General features: G+C 44.8%; 1 pseudogene. It reads right to left on the bottom strand.

From position 1 onward, the window contains the following. Positions 1-59: 59 nt before the first annotated feature. Positions 60-241 (bottom strand): annotated as a pseudogene (locus KVT27_RS25965) (histidinol dehydrogenase); the annotation flags it as partial.

Here is a 241-nt window from a genome sequence, read left to right as displayed (position 1 = left end):
GCTTCCGCCAAATCCTCATAGAATAGTTGGTCAAGAGCATTTATGGCCTCTTTTATCTCTTACTTTGTGACCCGCAAGCTCACAGGCATATATCCGTCCCACCGTACTGTATAGGCACGTAACGCTACGTCTCCCTGTGTCTTGACTTCCGCTAGCACCTGTCTTACAACTGTTACCTGTTCCTCATATCCTCCTTCTAGTGGTCTTCTTAAGGAAATACCCTTTGCTAGTTTTGTTATTT

The sequence above is a fragment of the Lysinibacillus sp. GbtcB16 genome (assembly GCF_019091145.1).
Classification (GTDB): Bacteria; Bacillota; Bacilli; order Bacillales_A; family Planococcaceae; genus Lysinibacillus; species Lysinibacillus fusiformis.
This window is presented reverse-complemented; position numbering and strand designations above follow the sequence as displayed.